The sequence below is a fragment of the Streptomyces sp. NBC_01077 genome, assembly GCF_045162855.1.
GTDB lineage: Bacteria > Actinomycetota > Actinomycetes > Streptomycetales > Streptomycetaceae > Streptomyces.
The window spans coordinates 5,165,738-5,180,412 of sequence record NZ_CP108669.1; the positions used below are offsets into that span (position 1 = coordinate 5,165,738).

Genomic DNA, 14,675 nt, shown 5'->3' on the forward strand with positions numbered 1-14,675 from the left:
ATATTTTTACGTCGCGTGTAAGATTCGCTCATGGGTACCGAGAGCATGGGACTCCGTGAGTCCAAGAAGCAGGAGACCAGGCAGCTGATCTCCGACCACGCCACCCGCCTCTTCATGGAGCAGGGCTTCGAGCAGACGACCATCGCCGAGATCGCCACGGCGGCCCGCGTCGCCAAGAAGACGGTCACCAACTACTTCCCGCGGAAGGAGGACCTGGCCCTCGACCACCACGAGGCGTTCACCGCGAGCCTGGCCCGCGCGGTCGCCGACCGGGCCGCGGGCGAGTCGGCGCTCACGGTGCTGCGGCGCGAGTTCGCCGCCGCGGTCGAGCAGTGCGACCCCGTCGCGGGCTTCGCCGGCCCGGAGTTCGCCCGCATGATCGCCGAGAGCCCCATCCTGAGCGCCCGTCTGCGCGAACTCCACGACCTGCGAGAGGAGGCCCTGGCCGAGGCCCTCGCGACCGCCGCCCCCGGCGAGAGCCCCGCCGAGAGCCCCGCCGGGACGTCCACCGATGTCTCCGCCGATGCCCCGGCCATCGCCCCCCGGGCGGCCGCGGCACTCCTCGGCGCCGCCCACCGCCTGCTGTTCCAGCGCATCCAGGAGCTCACCCTCGCCGGGGAGTCCAACGACCGGATCGCGGCCACCGTGGCCCCGGAGGCGACGTACGTCTTCGATCTCCTCGAATCCGGCCTTCCCGTCAGCGAAGGCTGACCGCCCCGGAAAACGTCGAAGGCCCCGCTGCAAGCAGCGGGGCCTTCGACATCGTGCCCGGTGAGGCACTGGCGGAGGATACGAGATTCGAACTCGTGAGGGGTTGCCCCCAACACGCTTTCCAAGCGTGCGCCCTAGGCCACTAGGCGAATCCTCCGCGGCGAACATTACATGACCGGAGAGGGTGCTCGCGAACTCGATCCTGGTGGGGGGTGGTGAGGTGTCCGGCGGGGTGTCCGGCGAGGTGTTCCGGCAGGGGGAGCGAGGGGGCGCTGGGCTTTGCGGCGTCCGCCATCGGGTACTCTGGGCGGAGCCCCTCACGCGGTGCTATCTGACTGAACTCCCCCAGGGCCGGAAGGCAGCAAGGGTAGGTCGGCTCTGGCAGGTGCGTGGGGGGCGCTTGCGTTCCCGTACGAGGCAACGGCCGAGACAGTGACCGGTGGCGGTTTTTCCCGGGTTGTCGGTGGGCGCCTATAACCTCGTACATGTGTCGTCTCTCGCGCTCTACCGCCGCTATCGCCCCGAGTCCTTCGCCGAGGTCATCGGGCAGGAGCATGTCACCGACCCGTTGCAGCAGGCCCTGCGGAACAACCGGGTCAATCACGCGTACCTGTTCAGCGGGCCCCGTGGCTGTGGCAAGACGACCAGTGCGCGCATTCTGGCGCGGTGTCTGAACTGCGAGCAGGGGCCCACGCCGACGCCCTGCGGGGAGTGCCAGTCCTGCCGTGACCTCGCGCGGAACGGGCCGGGGTCGATCGACGTCATCGAGATCGACGCCGCCTCGCACGGTGGTGTGGACGACGCCCGTGACCTGCGGGAGAAGGCCTTCTTCGGGCCCGCCTCCAGCCGGTACAAGATCTACATCATCGACGAGGCCCACATGGTCACCTCGGCGGGCTTCAACGCGCTCCTGAAGGTGGTCGAGGAGCCGCCGGAGCACCTCAAGTTCATCTTCGCCACGACCGAGCCCGAGAAGGTCATCGGGACGATCCGGTCCCGTACGCACCACTACCCCTTCCGCCTCGTGCCCCCCGGCACCCTGCGGGAGTACCTGGGCGAGGTCTGCGGGCGCGAGGGCACCCCCGTCGAGGACGGCGTGCTGCCGCTCGTCGTGCGCGCCGGTGCCGGTTCCGTGCGTGACTCGATGTCCGTCATGGACCAGCTCCTCGCCGGAGCCGCCGACGACGGTGTGACGTACGCCATGGCCACGTCCCTGCTCGGCTACACGGACGGGTCGCTGCTCGACGCGGTCGTGGAGGCCTTCGCGGCAGGCGACGGCGCCGCCGCGTTCGAGGTCGTCGACACGGTGATCGAGGGCGGCAACGATCCCCGCCGCTTCGTCGCCGACCTTCTGGAGCGGCTGCGCGACCTGGTGATCCTGGCCGCCGTGCCGGACGCCGCCGAGAAGGGGCTCATCGACGCCCCGGTCGACGTGATCGAGCGCATGCAGGCGCAGGCGTCCGTGTTCGGTGCCGCCGAGCTCAGCAGGGCCGCCGACCTCGTCAACACCGGTCTCACCGAGATGCGGGGCGCCACCTCGCCCAGGCTCCAGCTGGAGCTGATCTGCGCGCGCGTGCTGCTGCCCGCCGCCTTCGACGACGAGCGTTCCGTCCAGGCGCGCCTGGACCGGCTGGAGCGCGGTGCGGCCGCCGCGCCCGCGCCCGTCTTCACGCCCGGACCGCCCGCGACTGCCATGGCGTACGTCCCCGGGCCCGAGGCCCACACCCCGATGGCCCCGCCCCCGCCGGCCCCCGCGGCCCCGCCCGTACAGGCTCCCCCGCAGGCGGCACCGGCCCCCGTACAGGCGCAGGCTCCCGCACCCGCCCCCGTGCAAGCGCAGGCTCCCGCACCCGCACCCGCCCCCGTGCAAGCGCAGGAGCCCGCTCCCGCCGCGCCCCGGCCCGGTGCCTGGCCCGGCGCCGCGACTCCCGGCGGCGGCGCACCGGGCGCGTGGCCCGGCGCGTCCGCCCCGGCGGCCCCGGCTCCGGCCACCCCCGCCCCCGCCCCCGTACAAGCTCCGCCGCAGGCCCCCGCGCCCGCTCCGGTCGCCTCGGGCGGCGGCGACACCGCGCAGGTGCGGAACCTCTGGCCGCAGATCCTCGACGCCGTGAAGAACCGGCGCCGCTTCACCTGGATCCTGCTCAGCCAGAACGCGCAGGTCGCGGGCTTCGACGGGACGACCCTCCAGCTCGGCTTCCTCAACGCCGGCGCCCGCGACAACTTCGCGAGCAGCGGCAGCGAGGAGGTCCTGAAGCAGGCCCTCGCCGAGCAGTTCAACGTGAACTGGAGGGTCGAGGCGATCATCGACCCCTCGGGCGGCGCCTCGCCGCCGCCCGCTGCCACCGGTTTCGGCGGCTCGGGCGGAACCGGAGGCTTCGGCCGTCCGGCCGCCCCCGCCCCCGCGCCGGCCTTCCAGCAGGCCCCGCCGCCCGCCCCCGTACAGCCGCAGACGCAGTCCCCGCCCGCCTTCCCGCAGGCGTCCGCCCCCGCCCCGGCGCAGGCTCCCGCGCCCGCGTACACGCCGCCCGCGCCGCAGCCCGTGGCGCCCGAGGACGACGTGCCCGAGGAGGACGATCCGGACCTCGTCGACTCCGCCCTCTCCGGGCACGACCTGATCGTGCGCGAGCTCGGAGCCACCGTTGTGGAGGAATACACGAACGAGTAGGGGCGTCTCGTTCAGTGGCCCGCACAAGGGGCATCCCGGCCAGCGGGCTACTCTGGCTGGCGTGAAGGTCCTCGTCATCGGCGGCGGCGCCCGCGAACACGCCCTGTGCCGCTCTCTCTCCCTCGATCCCGACGTCACCGCTCTGCACTGCGCGCCCGGCAACGCCGGAATCGCGGAGGTCGCCGAGCTGCACCCCGTCGACCAGCTGGACGGCGACGCCGTCGCGCGCCTCGCCACCGAGCTCGGCGCCGGCCTGGTCGTCGTCGGCCCGGAGGCTCCGCTCGTCGCCGGTGTAGCCGACGCCGTCCGCGCGGCCGGCATCCCCGTCTTCGGCCCGTCGCGGGAAGCGGCGGAGCTGGAGGGCTCCAAGGCGTTCGCCAAGGACGTCATGGCCGGCGCCGGCGTGCCCACAGCCCGCAGCTACGTCTGCACGACCCCCGAGGAGATCGACGAGGCGCTCGACGCCTTCGGCGCTCCGTACGTCGTGAAGGACGACGGCCTCGCCGCCGGCAAGGGCGTCGTCGTCACCGACGACCTCGCGCAGGCACGGGCCCACGCGCTCGCGTGCGACCGCGTGGTCATCGAGGAGTTCCTCGACGGCCCCGAGGTCTCCCTCTTCGCCATCACCGACGGCACCACCGTCCTCCCGCTCCAGCCCGCGCAGGACTTCAAGCGCGCGCTCGACGGCGACGAAGGCCCGAACACCGGCGGCATGGGCGCGTACTCGCCGCTGCCCTGGGCCGAGCCGAAGCTGGTCGAGGAGGTCCTCGCGACCGTCCTCCAGCCGACCGTCGACGAGCTGCGCCGCCGTGGCACGCCGTTCTCGGGTCTGCTGTACGCGGGTCTGGCGATGACCAGCCGCGGCGTACGGGTCATCGAGTTCAACGCGCGCTTCGGCGACCCGGAGACCCAGGTCGTCCTGGCCCGGCTCCGCACCCCGCTGGCGGGCGTCCTGCTGAACGCCGCCAACGGCACCCTGGACGACCAGGCGCCGCTGAGCTGGAGCGACGACGCCGCGGTCACCGTGGTCATCGCCTCGCACAACTACCCGGAGACCCCGCGTACGGGCGACCCGATCGAGGGCCTCGGCGAGGTCGCCGAGAAGGACGCCCCGCTCGCGTACGTGCTGCACGCCGGGACCAAGCGGGACGGCGACGCGATCGTGAGCGCGGGCGGCCGCGTCCTTTCGGTCACCGCGACCGGAACGGACCTGGCGCAGGCCCGCGAGCGTGCCTACGCGGCGGTCGGCCGTATCCGCCTTGACGGCTCCCAGCACCGTACGGACATCGCGCGGAAGGCCGCTGAAGCCTGACCCGGCGCTGGATTTTCCGCGCGGCCGTGCGGTGAACCGTACGGCCGCGCGAAATCCATCACCTTTGCCCAAAGCCATACCTTCGAGTGACGGCTGGGCCATCCGGATGACGTCCGCCGAACCCCCAACTAGGGTGCGGCGAAGGCGTTCCGGCACTTGGCCCACCGGCATTGCGATGTCAGTGGCGGGTGCCACAGTGGGGGAGTGAGCAACACCGCCACAGGCAGTCCCGACGTGGGCAGGAGGGGGTGATGTACGGCGTGTCCGGTACCGGTTCCGTTGTGGGCGAGGAGTGGGGAGCGCGCGCCGCGCGCTCCCGGGCCCTCGCCGTTCTCCGGGTCCGCGGCAGGGCGCTGGGCCTCGCGGTCCTGCCCGCCGCCGTGGCCGTCGTCCTGTACGCGGGCGGGGTCACCGGCCACTTCACCGGCTCCGGCTGGGACACGGCCCGCTGGGTGGTGACCGTCCTCGCGGTCCTTGCCCTCCTTGCGGCCACGGCCGTCGCCCTCGTCGTCGCCCGGGCCCGTCCGGCCGCCACGCCGACGGTGGAGCTCTCCGAGACCGCCGCCCCCGATCTCTACCGGCTCGTCCGGGACCTGGCCGACCGGCTCGACGTACCGGCTCCCGCCGGGATAGCCCTGACCCCGGACTGCGACAGCTGGCTGGAGGACCGCACCCACCGGGCCCACCGCGCGCTGCGCACGCCGGGCAGCGGGGACGGCGAAGGTGCCCCGGTCCTCGTCATAGGTTCGCCCTTCCTGTGGTGGATGCGCGTCGGCGAGCTGCGGGCGGTCCTCGCCCCCGTCGTCGCCGGTACGGGCCCCGCCGCGCACCCCGACATAGCTGCCGCCCGCCGCTTCGTCCGGGGCCTGGACGCCGCCGTGGCCGTGCCCGGTACCCCTGGCCTCGACCCGGTCCGCCGACTCGGCGCGCACGGCGTCGGGCAGGTCGCCCGTGTCCTCCTCCGCGCCTGCCGCGGGCACGCCGCCGAGATGGAGCGCGGGGTCGCCGCCGCCGGCTCGGAGCGCGCCCAGGCCGTGGACTACGGCGTACGGATCGTCGCCCAGGAGCAGGTCGGCCTGGCGTACGCGGGCTGGGACCGGCTCCTGACCAGGGTCGCGCTGCCCGCCTGGCGCATGGGCCGCTGGCCCGCCAAGCTCGACGCCGGCGTGGTCTCCGCCCTGACCGAGCTCTCCCGCCGCGACCGGCTCGCGGACGGCTTCTCCTCCCGGCTCGGCGAGCGCCCCGCCTGCGACCTCCTGGAGGAGCCTGGCGCGGTCGACGAGGCCACCTCGCTGCTTGCCGCCCGCCTCTTCCACGGCGGCCCGGCCGAACCCGGCCCCGACTGGTCCCCGGTGGAGTGGAGTCAGTACCCGGAGGAGGTCGTCGACCGGAAGTGGCGCACCGACGCGGCCCGGCTGCACCAGGTCCTCGACGGCCTCGGCCTGGCGGACTCCGCGGCAGGGAGCGCGCGCGGTGAGGGTGTCGCCGACGGCCCGACCCTGACCCGGGTGATCGCCCACCTCTCCACGGAGCCGACGAAGCCCGCCGACGCCGACGGGGCAGTGCCCGAGGCAGCCGCCGACGAGCTCCCGCCCCCTGGGGACGGCGCCGACGATCACGCCGACGCCCACAGCACCGCCCACGACGTCCACAACACCGCCCACGACGTCCACAACACCGCCCACGACGTCCACAGCACCGCCCAAGACGCCCACGGCAGTCACCTCGACAACGACAGCGACGACGATGACGACGAAGAACCCGTCAACCCCGCCGCCGAGGTGCTCGCCGGCGCGCTCAGCGCGCTCCTCGCGCGCGAGGAGGCCGCCCGGGAGGAGCGCGTGGCCGCCACCGTCCTGACCGCCGAGGCGGCGGCCCGGAGCGCGGAGAAGGACGACCGGACCGGCACCCCACCCCCCGTGGTCGTCAGCGGCCCGGACGGGCCGCTGCCGCTCTTCCCGCTCCAGCCGCCCCGTTCCGGCCGCGACCTGCTCGCCGACCACGTCACCGCGATGGTCTGTTGCGCGGCCGTGGACACCGCCGAGGCCGCCCCCGGCCTCGACTGGCTCGACGGGCCCGCCCTCCTGGTCGGCGGCGAGCGGGCGGCGGACCTCGGCCCCCGTGTCCTCGCCCTCGTCGAGGACGGCGACCCGGAGCCGCTGCGGCTCTGGCTGGCCCGTACGGGAGTGCGCCCGGAGAAGCCCGTACGCCTGGTCTGAGGCCGCCCGGAGGCGCCCCGGAGATCACCCGTTTCGGAGCCTTGGCTTCCACTCTCGTCAATTCACGACGAACGGTGACGGAGTGCGTGCGTTATGTGATGTGCTGGAGACCGCCACTGACAGAGGCACGAACCAGGGGCCTGAACCAGGGGCCTGAATCAAGGCCTGAACCAGGGGCCTGAACCGGACGCCTGACCGGGCGCCTGATCCAGGGGCACGAGCCGAGGCAAGCACACAGGCACTGACCAGCCGACCCGGGGGAGTCGAGGGAGGGGCGCAGCATGGGGGCGGACCAGATCAGACGGTGGGAGTCGGGCGCGCTCGCGCACGCCGTCACCGATCCCTTCGGCCAGGGCCCGTTGCCCTGGTTGCGCGGTTCCGAGAACTACTTCGACGACACCGGCCAGGTGGTCCCCTGGTACGCGGACGAGATCCTGGCCCGGGGCGGCAGCGGCGGCCCGCGCACGGCCGACGACGTCCGGCGCCAGATCAAGGGTTTCGCGTCCGACGGCGCCGTGGCACCGGGCGAGTCGATCGACTTCCACATCACGGTGGACCCGCCGCAGCAGTTCTCGGTCGACGTCTACCGGATCGGTCACTACGGCGGCGACGGCGCCGCGAAGATCACCACGAGCCCGCGGCTCTCCGGGATCGTCCAGCCGGCCCCGCTGACCGCCGACCGCACGGTCTCCTGTCACCACTGGTGGCAGTCCTGGCGGCTGCAGGTCCCCAGCTACTGGTCGATCGGGGCGTACGTCGCCGTCCTCACCACCGCCGACGGCTACCGCTCGCACATCCCGTTCACGGTCCGCGACAACCACCCGGCCGATCTGCTCCTCGTCCTCCCGGACGTGACCTGGCAGGCGTACAACCTCTACCCGGAGGACGGCCACACCGGCGCCAGCCTCTACCACGCCTGGGACGAGGAGGGCCGGCTGCTCGGCGAGCAGGACGCCGCCGTCACCGTCTCCTTCGACCGCCCGTACGCGGGCGCGGGGCTGCCCCTCCACGTCGGGCACGCCTACGACTTCATCCGCTGGGCCGAGCGCTACGGATACGACCTGGCGTACGCCGAGACCCGCGACCTGCACGCGGGCCGGGTCGACCCGAGCCGCTACCGGGGGCTGGTCTTCCCGGGGCACGACGAGTACTGGTCGGCGCCGATGCGCAAGACCGTCGAACTCGCCCGTGACCAGGGCACGTCGCTGGTCTTCCTCTCCGCCAACACCATGTACTGGCAGGTGGAGCTGGGCCCTTCGCCGTCCGGGGTGCCGGACCGGCTCCTCACCTGCCGCAAGCGGCGCGGCCCCGGCCGCCCCGCGCTCTGGCGCGAGGTGGACCGGCCCGAGCAGCAGCTGCTCGGCATCCAGTACGCGGGCCGGGTGCCCGAACCGCACCCGCTGGTCGTACGGAACGCCGAGCACTGGCTCTGGGAGGCCACCGGCGCCGGCGACGGCGACGAGCTCCCCGGCCTGGTCGCCGGCGAGGCCGATCGCTATTTCCCGCGTACGGCGCTCCCCGAGCACCAGGGCCGCATCCTGCTCGCCCACTCGCCCTACCGGGACGGCGACGGGGCGGTGCGCCACCAGGAGACCTCGCTCTACCGGGCACCCTCGGGCGCCTGGGTCTTCGCCTCCGGCACCTTCGCCTGGTCTCCGGCGCTGGACCGGCCGGGCCATGTCGACGCCCGCGTCCAGCGCGCCACCGCGAACCTTCTGGACCGGATCTGCAAGAGGGACTGAGCGGGGGGTCACAGGGCCTGGCGGCCGAGGCCGCCCGGATGTGCGAGAGAATCGGACACGCTCCTGGATCAACCTACGCGGAGGAACCGTGTCCGGATTCGTAGAAAAGCCCGAGCCCGTCCAGGTCCCGGGCCTCACCCATCTCCACACGGGCAAGGTGCGCGACCTGTACCGGAACGAGGCCGGTGACCTCGTGATGGTGGCGAGCGACCGCATGTCCGCGTTCGACTGGGTGCTGCCCACCGAGATCCCCGACAAGGGCCGGGTCCTCACCCAGCTCTCCCTGTGGTGGTTCGACCGGCTCGCCGACCTGGTCCCGCACCACGTGCTCTCGACCGAGCTGCCGGCCGGCGCCCCCGCCGACTGGGCGGGCCGCACCACGGTCTGCAAGTCGCTGAACATGGTCCCGGTCGAGTGCGTGGCCCGCGGCTACCTCACCGGCTCCGGCCTCCTCGAGTACAACGAGTCCCGCACGGTCTGCGGCCTCGCGCTCCCCGAGGGCCTCAGTGACGGCTCCGAGCTGCCCGCCCCGATCTTCACCCCGGCCACCAAGGCCGCGGTCGGCGACCACGACGAGAACGTCTCGTACGAGGAGGTCGCCCGCCAGGTCGGCGCCGAGACGGCGGCGCTGCTGCGCCGGACGACCCTCGCCGTGTACGGCCGGGCCCGGGACATCGCCCGCGAGCGCGGGATCATCCTCGCGGACACCAAGTTCGAGTTCGGCTTCGACGGGGAGACGCTCGTCCTCGGCGACGAGGTGCTCACCCCGGACTCCTCCCGCTTCTGGCCGGCCGACCAGTGGGAGCCGGGCCGCGCCCAGCCCTCGTACGACAAGCAGTTCGTCCGCAACTGGCTGACCTCCCCGGCCTCCGGCTGGGACCGCAAGAGCGAGCAGCCCCCGCCGCCCCTCCCGCAGGAGATCGTGGACGCCACGAGCGCCAAGTACCTGGAGGCGTACGAGCTGCTGACCGGCAAGGCCTGGTCCGACAGCTTCTGATCCCGGGCCCCCGGCGTACGCGTCGGGGGCACGAGAAAGCCCCCGGTCGATTCGACCGGGGGCTTCTTCGTGGAGCGGACGACGAGATTCGAACTCGCGACCCTCACCTTGGCAAGGTGATGCTCTACCAACTGAGCCACGTCCGCATGCGCCGTAGCGCGGAGCCAACTATACCCAACCTTTCGCCTGTGCGAGACGCACTGCCGTATGACGGTTCTCGGCACCGAGTTTCGCGGCGGCCGAGGAGAGGTAGTTCCGGACGGTTCCGGGGGAGAGCGAGGCGCGTCGGGCGATCTCCGCGACGGGCGCCCCGTCGGCGGAGAATTCGAGCACCTCGGCCTCCCTCGCGGTCAGCGGGGAGTCCCCGGCGGCGATGGCGTCGGCCGCCAACTCCGGGTCCACGTAACGGTTTCCGGCGTGCACGGTACGGATGATCTCCGCGAGCCGCTGGGCGCTGACGGTCTTCGGAACGAAGCCGCGGACGCCGGCCGAGAGGGCCCGCTTGAGGTGCCCGGGACGACCGTGACCGGTCACGATCATGGTGCGACAGCCGGGGAGTTCGTCCCGCAGTGCTGTGGCGACCCTCACGCCGTCCGCGCCCGGCATCTGCAGATCGAGCACGGCGACATCGGGGCGATGGGCGCGGGCCATGGCGAGCGCCTCGGGCCCGGTCGCGGCCTCGGCGACGACGACGAGATCGTCCTCCAGACCGAGCAGCGCGGCGAGCGCACCACGGATCAGATGCTCGTCATCGGCGAGCAGCACACGCACGCGTACGGGCGCAGGTGCAGGTGCAGGTGCAGGTGCAGGTGCAGGCGCGAGCTCGGGCACAGCCACAGCCACAGCCTCCGGTGCAGGCTCAGGCTCAGGCGCGGGTACGGCCTCGGTCATCGGGTCACCCCCGTCCGCGACACGGGAATCCGGGCCGTCACCAGGAACGTACCGCCGTCCCCGTCCCCGTCCCCGCCCCCGGCCCCGTCCCCGCCCCCGTCCCCGCCCCCGGCCCCGTCCCCGCCCCCGGCCCCGTCCCCGGCCCCGTCCCCGGCCCCGGACCCGTCCCCGGACCCGCCCCCCGGCCCCGGCCCCGCCTCCAGCGTTCCGCCGACCGCCGCGAGCCGCTCCCGCAGCCCGACGAGCCCGGTTCCGGAAGCGGCATCGGCGCCCGCACCGCCACCCGCATCCGCCCGAACGCCGTCGTTCTCCACCGTCAGCAGCACCGTGTCCCCCTCCTCCCGCACGGCGATGGCGCAGCGCCGCGCGTCCCCGTGTCGCAGTACGTTCGTCGTGGTCTCGCGGACCACCCACCCGAGCGCCGCCTGGACCTCGTCGGGCAGATCGAGTCCCGGCCCCGGGGAGTAGACGGCGCAGTCGATCCCGGCCGCGTCGAGCACGCCCCGCGCGCCCTCCAGCTCCACCCGCAGGTTCGCCTCGCGGTAGCCGCGCACGACGTCCCGCACCTCCCGCTGGGACTCCTGCGCGATGCGCTGCACCTCGATCATCTGGTCGACGGCCTCGGGGCGTTCGCGCCGCGCGAGCTGGACGGCGAGCTCGCTCTTGAGGGCGATCACGGAGAGGTTCCGGCCGAGGATGTCGTGCAGGTCCCGCCCGAAGCGCAGCCGTTCCTCGGCGACCGCGAGCCGGGCCTGTACGTCGCGTGCCTCGCGCAGCTCGAAGACGACACCGAGCACCCAGAGCGAGAGGCGGACGGTGACGGCGAGCCAGCCGGTGATGAAGACGACGGTGGTCACGGACGTGAGGCTCTGTTCCGTGCCCCGGCCGGTGAGCGGGACGAGGACCAGGAGCACCCCGGCGAGCAGCGCCTGGTGCAGGGCGACGGTCCGGCCGGGAAGGATCAGGCAGTGCCCGGCGAGGAAGGGGGCGAGCGCCGCTCCGAGCATGCCCGGCAGCAGCCCGGTCAGGTCGGCGGTCGCCGACTCCAGGAGGACGGCCCCGGCGGTCGCGGCCCCGGCTGCCGCGGCGGGCAGCACCTCACGCGGCCGGAGTACGGTCCCGGGCTTCAGGTACGCGTCCATGGCGCGGCGCAGGAAGCGGTGACAGAGGACCCCGTTGGCGAGGTTGAGCAGCGGGGCGACGACGACGAGGAGGAGCGGGGCCTCGTCCCGGATCGGCCGGATCAGCAGCAGGAGGCCGAGGACGAAGACGGCGGACCACAGCAGCATGTACGCGGTGACGCGGGTGTAGAGGTCGACCTTGGCCAGGCCGCTCCGGCCGCTCCAGCTCTTCACGGGCGCAGGTCCGTCCTCTCGGTCGCGCGCCGGGTCCCTCAGCGCCGGGGCTCCCAGCGGAACCACCGCTGGACAGCAAACACCGAGACCGCGGTCCAGGCCACTGCGGCCGTTGCCGCGCCCAGCAGGTCTCCCGCCGCCACGCCGCCCGTCCAGCCTGCGCGTACGAGCGTCATGACCCCTGTCAGCGGCAGCAGTTCGCAGACGGACGCGAGCCACTCGGGAAGCATGGAGAGGGGGACGAAGAGTCCGGAGCCGATGGACGAGAGCAGGACCAGCGGCAGGGCGGTGAGCTGGGCGCTCTCGGGGGTGCGGGTGACGGCCGAGGTGGCCGCGGCGACGGTGGTGAGCAGGACGATGCCGAGGACGACGCCGGCGAGGAGCAGTTCGGGCCGGGCGGGTACGGGCAGGTCGAGGACGGCGATGCCGCCGATCGTCAGGACGGTGCACTGGGCGAGGGCGAGCGTGGCGGCCGGCAGTGAGATCCCGGTCAGGATCTCGGGGTCGGTCGGCTCTCCCGTACGCAGCCGCTTGAGGACGAGGGCTTCGCGGCGGGCGACGAAGGCGGCGACGAGGTTGCTGTAGACCCCCATGAGGAGGGCCATGCCGATGGCGCCGGTCACGGCGACCTCGGCGATGCTCGTGCCGGCCTCGCCGAGGTCGACGCTCCGGAGGGAGCTGCGGACCGCCTCCACCATGAGGAGGGGGACGAGGAGGGCGCCGAAGAGCGCGGTGCGGTTGCGCACGAGCAGCGTCAGCTCGGCACGCCCGAGCGCGAGGAGCCGTGTACGGGACGCGAGGAGCCGCGTACGGGAGGGGAGCTGGGCGAGGGAGCTCATCGAGCGGCCTCCGGTTCCGGGGTCCGGGCGTCCGTCACGGTGTCCGCGGCGGCGGCGATGTCGAGGAAGGCCTCTTCGAGCGAGGCGGAGCGGGCGTCGAGCGCGTCGAGCCGTACGCCCTCGTCCCGGGCCCAGCCGAGCAGCGCGGCGAGGTCGTCCTGGAGGGATTCGGTACGGATCTCCACCCGCCCGTCGTCCTCGGCGGCCCGCAGGTGCAGCGGGAGACGGGCGGCGGGGACGCCGGCGGGGAGGGTGAAGCGGATACGGGCGGGCCGGGCGGCGGTGACCTCGGCCGGGGTGCCGGAGAGGACGATCTGCCCGCGGTGCATGATCGCGAGCCGGTCGGCCAGGGTCTCCGCCTCCTCCAGGTAGTGGGTGGTGAGCAGCACGGTGGTGCCGCCGTCGCGGAGGGCGCGGACGAGTTCCCACGTGTCGCGGCGGCCTTCGGCGTCGAGGCCGGTGGTGGGTTCGTCGAGGAAGAGGACCTCGGGGCGGCCGAGGAGCGCGAGGGCGAGGTCGAGCCGGCGTCGTTCGCCGCCGGACAGCTGCTTGACCCGCACGTCTTCGCGGCCGGTGAGCCCGGTGGCGCCGAGCGCTTCGCCGGCGGGCCGGGTGTGGGTGGTGCACCCTGCCCACATCCGTACGGTTTCGGCCACGGTCAGTTCGGAGGGGAAGCCGCCTTCCTGGAGCATCACGCCGATGCGGGGGCGGACGGCGGCCCGTTCGCGGAACGGGTCGTGGCCGAGGACGCGGGCGGTGCCGGCGCTGGGGGCGGCGAGCCCCTCGAGGAGTTCGACGGTGGAGGTCTTCCCGGCGCCGTTGGTGCCGAGGAGGGCGAAGATCTCGCCGCGCGGGACGGTGAAGGAGATGCCGCGTACGGCCTCGAAGTCGCCCGAGTAGCCGCGGCGGAGGCCTTCCGCCTCGATCGCGTGGGTCGCGTTGGTCATGTGTCCAGGCTTCCGGCGGCGGGGGCCGTCCGGCAGTGCGCGCTGTCACCACCCGCTTCTGACAAATGTCATGGAGAGGCGCGCAGATACAGAGGGAGACGCCTGGATCGCGCAGATGCAGAAGGAGACGCAGATACGGAAGGAGACGCGGAGACAGAGGGAGCCGCAGAGACAGAAGGCGGACACGACGAAGGCCCCGGTTCCAGAGAACCGGGGCCTTCGATCTGGAGCGGACGACGAGATTCGAACTCGCGACCCTCACCTTGGCAAGGTGATGCTCTACCAACTGAGCCACGTCCGCATTGCTGCCGCTCAGCTCTCACTGGGCGGTGCGAGCACCACTCTACCCGATGCACCGGAGTGCTTCGGTCTTGCGATGCAGAGCGGGTGACAGGAATTGCACACTGCGCCTTCCCCCTGGAAGGGGGATGTTCTACTACTGAACTACACCCGCACGCTGCGTGAGGGTGGGGCTTTGCGGCCTCGCCCCTCGGCGTGTTCCAGACTTTAGCGGATCATGGGGGGTGCAATGCAAATCGGCTCCGTGTCGGCGCGGAGCGACCGGCTCCGTCCGCCCCTGCCCCGCCCTGCCGAGGGCAGGGCCCGCCCCGCTCAACTCGCGGCGCGGAAGGCCTCGTAGACCCGCTTCGGGATGCGACCGCGAGCGGGCACCTCCATCTTGTTGGACTGCGCCCAGGCGCGGACCGCCGCCGGGTCGGGGGCGAGGGAGGTGTGGGTGTACGTCTCCAGAGAGGGGCTCCGGTCGGCCACGGCCCTCGCCGGCAGCTTGCGCCCGGCGGCGAGGTACGGGGCGAGAGCCTTGCGGAGTTTCTTTGCATTGGCAGCATTCAGGTCGATCTCGTACATCTTCCCGTCGAGTCCGAACGCGACCGTTTCAGCTGCTTCTCCGCCGTCCATGTCGTCGGAGATTGTGACCACCACACGCTGCGCCACGGATATCGGTCCTTTCCTGCGGTCGGCGCCGCAGAGGGGGCGC

Annotated in this window: 11 protein-coding genes, 4 tRNA genes and 1 other RNA gene; 7 read left to right on the forward strand and 9 right to left on the reverse strand. The window is 73.0% G+C overall.

Annotation, left to right across the window (positions count from 1 at the left end; all coding sequences use genetic code 11):
* Nucleotides 1-30 precede the first annotated feature (30 nt).
* Nucleotides 31-711 (forward strand): TetR/AcrR family transcriptional regulator, encoded by a 681-nt coding sequence (locus OG462_RS23270; protein WP_406060372.1) that lies wholly within the window; start codon nucleotides 31-33, stop codon nucleotides 709-711.
* 69 nt (nucleotides 712-780) lie between these two features.
* On the opposite strand, the gene OG462_RS23275 is transcribed toward OG462_RS23270, so the two are convergent.
* Nucleotides 781-868 (reverse strand) — tRNA-Ser (locus OG462_RS23275).
* Between the two features lie 151 nt (nucleotides 869-1,019).
* Between OG462_RS23275 and ffs the strand changes: the two genes are divergently transcribed.
* The 6 genes from ffs to OG462_RS23305 all read left to right on the forward strand — a co-directional run bounded on the left by ffs (nucleotide 1,020) and on the right by OG462_RS23305 (nucleotide 9,646).
* Nucleotides 1,020-1,118, forward strand: an RNA gene (gene ffs, locus OG462_RS23280) — signal recognition particle sRNA small type.
* 80 nt (nucleotides 1,119-1,198) lie between these two features.
* Nucleotides 1,199-3,376: a DNA polymerase III subunit gamma and tau gene (locus OG462_RS23285; RefSeq protein WP_406060374.1), complete on the forward strand. Its 2,178-nt coding sequence runs from the start codon at nucleotides 1,199-1,201 to the stop codon at nucleotides 3,374-3,376.
* A 61-nt stretch (nucleotides 3,377-3,437) separates the two neighbouring features.
* Complete coding sequence (purD, locus tag OG462_RS23290; RefSeq protein WP_406060376.1) at nucleotides 3,438-4,688, forward strand: phosphoribosylamine--glycine ligase; 1,251 nt, start codon at nucleotides 3,438-3,440, stop codon at nucleotides 4,686-4,688.
* 251 nt (nucleotides 4,689-4,939) lie between these two features.
* On the forward strand, nucleotides 4,940-6,907 hold the full coding sequence (locus tag OG462_RS23295; protein ID WP_406060377.1) for a hypothetical protein: 1,968 nt from the start codon (nucleotides 4,940-4,942) through the stop codon (nucleotides 6,905-6,907).
* 281 nt (nucleotides 6,908-7,188) lie between these two features.
* Nucleotides 7,189-8,649: a N,N-dimethylformamidase beta subunit family domain-containing protein gene (locus tag OG462_RS23300; protein ID WP_406060379.1), complete on the forward strand. Its 1,461-nt coding sequence runs from the start codon at nucleotides 7,189-7,191 to the stop codon at nucleotides 8,647-8,649.
* Nucleotides 8,650-8,737: 88 nt separating this feature from the next.
* Nucleotides 8,738-9,646: a phosphoribosylaminoimidazolesuccinocarboxamide synthase gene (locus OG462_RS23305; protein ID WP_406060381.1), complete on the forward strand. Its 909-nt coding sequence runs from the start codon at nucleotides 8,738-8,740 to the stop codon at nucleotides 9,644-9,646.
* Nucleotides 9,647-9,716: 70 nt separating this feature from the next.
* On the opposite strand, the gene OG462_RS23310 is transcribed toward OG462_RS23305, so the two are convergent.
* The 8 genes from OG462_RS23310 to OG462_RS23345 form a co-directional block, all read right to left on the reverse strand.
* Nucleotides 9,717-9,792 (reverse strand) — tRNA-Gly (locus tag OG462_RS23310).
* Nucleotides 9,793-9,814: 22 nt separating this feature from the next.
* Nucleotides 9,815-10,417 carry a response regulator gene (locus OG462_RS23315; protein ID WP_406060383.1) on the reverse strand — a complete coding sequence of 201 codons (603 nt, stop codon included), beginning with the start codon at nucleotides 10,415-10,417 and terminating at the stop codon, nucleotides 9,815-9,817.
* 116 nt (nucleotides 10,418-10,533) lie between these two features.
* Nucleotides 10,534-11,892 (reverse strand): sensor histidine kinase, encoded by a 1,359-nt coding sequence (locus tag OG462_RS23320; protein WP_406060384.1) that lies wholly within the window; start codon nucleotides 11,890-11,892, stop codon nucleotides 10,534-10,536.
* Nucleotides 11,893-11,930: 38 nt separating this feature from the next.
* Entirely contained in the window at nucleotides 11,931-12,731 is an 801-nt protein-coding gene (locus OG462_RS23325; RefSeq protein WP_406060386.1) for an ABC transporter permease, read from the reverse strand.
* A complete protein-coding gene (locus tag OG462_RS23330; RefSeq protein ID WP_406060387.1) occupies nucleotides 12,728-13,678 on the reverse strand; it encodes an ABC transporter ATP-binding protein in 951 nt (316 codons plus the stop codon). Before OG462_RS23330 ends, OG462_RS23325 begins: the two co-directional genes overlap by 4 nt.
* A 225-nt stretch (nucleotides 13,679-13,903) precedes the next feature.
* Nucleotides 13,904-13,979 (reverse strand) — tRNA-Gly (locus tag OG462_RS23335).
* A gap of 81 nt (nucleotides 13,980-14,060) precedes the next feature.
* Nucleotides 14,061-14,132, reverse strand: a tRNA-Gly gene (locus OG462_RS23340).
* A gap of 158 nt (nucleotides 14,133-14,290) precedes the next feature.
* Nucleotides 14,291-14,632: an Lsr2 family protein gene (locus OG462_RS23345; RefSeq protein ID WP_406060388.1), complete on the reverse strand. Its 342-nt coding sequence runs from the start codon at nucleotides 14,630-14,632 to the stop codon at nucleotides 14,291-14,293.
* Between the last annotated feature and the right edge of the window lie 43 nt (nucleotides 14,633-14,675).

Coding starts and splice junctions, on each gene's coding strand:
- OG462_RS23270 (WP_406060372.1), top strand. CDS start 31: ATGGGTACCGAGAGCATGGGACTCCGTGAGTCCAAGAAGCAGGAGACC.
- OG462_RS23295 (WP_406060377.1), top strand. CDS start 4,940: ATGTACGGCGTGTCCGGTACCGGTTCCGTTGTGGGCGAGGAGTGGGGA.
- OG462_RS23300 (WP_406060379.1), top strand. CDS start 7,189: ATGGGGGCGGACCAGATCAGACGGTGGGAGTCGGGCGCGCTCGCGCAC.
- OG462_RS23325 (WP_406060386.1), bottom strand. CDS start 12,731: ATGAGCTCCCTCGCCCAGCTCCCCTCCCGTACGCGGCTCCTCGCGTCC.
- OG462_RS23330 (WP_406060387.1), bottom strand. CDS start 13,678: ATGACCAACGCGACCCACGCGATCGAGGCGGAAGGCCTCCGCCGCGGC.